An 835-nucleotide genomic window follows, 5' to 3' on the forward strand; every position below is an offset into this window, starting at 1 on the left:
TAGGGTCAGGATGCATTGATTTCGGTCTCTCTGCATGATTCACGGCTCGGAAAAGGAGTGGTGACATGAGTGAACTTTTCTGGCTGACCGATGAGCAAATGGGCAAACTTGCGCCTTTCTTCCCGAAGTCGCACGGAAAGCCAAGGGTCGATGACAGACGGGTGTTGAGTGGGATTATCTTCATCAATCGCAATGGCTTGCGCTGGCGGGATGCGCCGCGGGAATATGGCCCGCATAAAACGCTCTATAGCCGCTGGAAGCGTTGGAGTGAAAAGGGCATCTTTGCGCGGATGATGGCCGGACTGGCGGCGGAACACGGTGAGAAAACGACCGTGATGATCGACGCGACATACCTGAAGGCCCACCGAACAGCGACCAGCATGGCCGCCAAAAAGGGGGGCGTGGCCGCCTGATCGGTCGGACCAAAGGCGGCATGAACACCAAGCTACACGCCATCTGCGACAGTAAGGGACGACCAATCGACCTGTTCGTTACCGCCGGACAGGTGAGCGATTACATCGGCGCAAGGGCCCTGCTGCGCGGCCTGCCAAAGGTCAAATGGCTGCTCGGGGATCGCGGCTATGATGCTGACTGGTTCAGAGAAGCGTTACAGGACAAGGGGATACGCGCCTGCATCCCAGGCCGGAAGAAACGCAAAACGCCGGTCAAATACGACAAGCGCAGATACAAGCGTCGCAACCGGATCGAAATCATGTTCGGTAGGCTTAAGGATTGGAGGCGTGTCGCGACCCGTTATGACCGTTGCCCTAAGGTGTTTCTCTCTGCCATCGCGCTCGCGGCTCTCGTCATTTATTGGTTATGAATCCTGACCCTA

At 56.8% G+C, this 835-nt stretch carries 1 protein-coding gene; it reads left to right on the forward strand.

What is annotated here, in order from left to right:
* The first annotated feature begins 65 nt into the window (after positions 1–65).
* Positions 66–823 (forward strand): IS5 family transposase gene (locus FCK22_RS17960; protein WP_136720751.1). Its coding sequence is split into 2 segments (ribosomal slippage): positions 66–390 and positions 390–823, totalling 759 coding nucleotides; the frame shifts between segments, so codons are not numbered across the junction.
* Positions 824–835: the final 12 nt, after the last annotated feature.

The organism is Sulfitobacter sp. 15WGC (assembly GCF_005068605.1).
GTDB lineage: Bacteria > Pseudomonadota > Alphaproteobacteria > Rhodobacterales > Rhodobacteraceae > Sulfitobacter > Sulfitobacter faviae.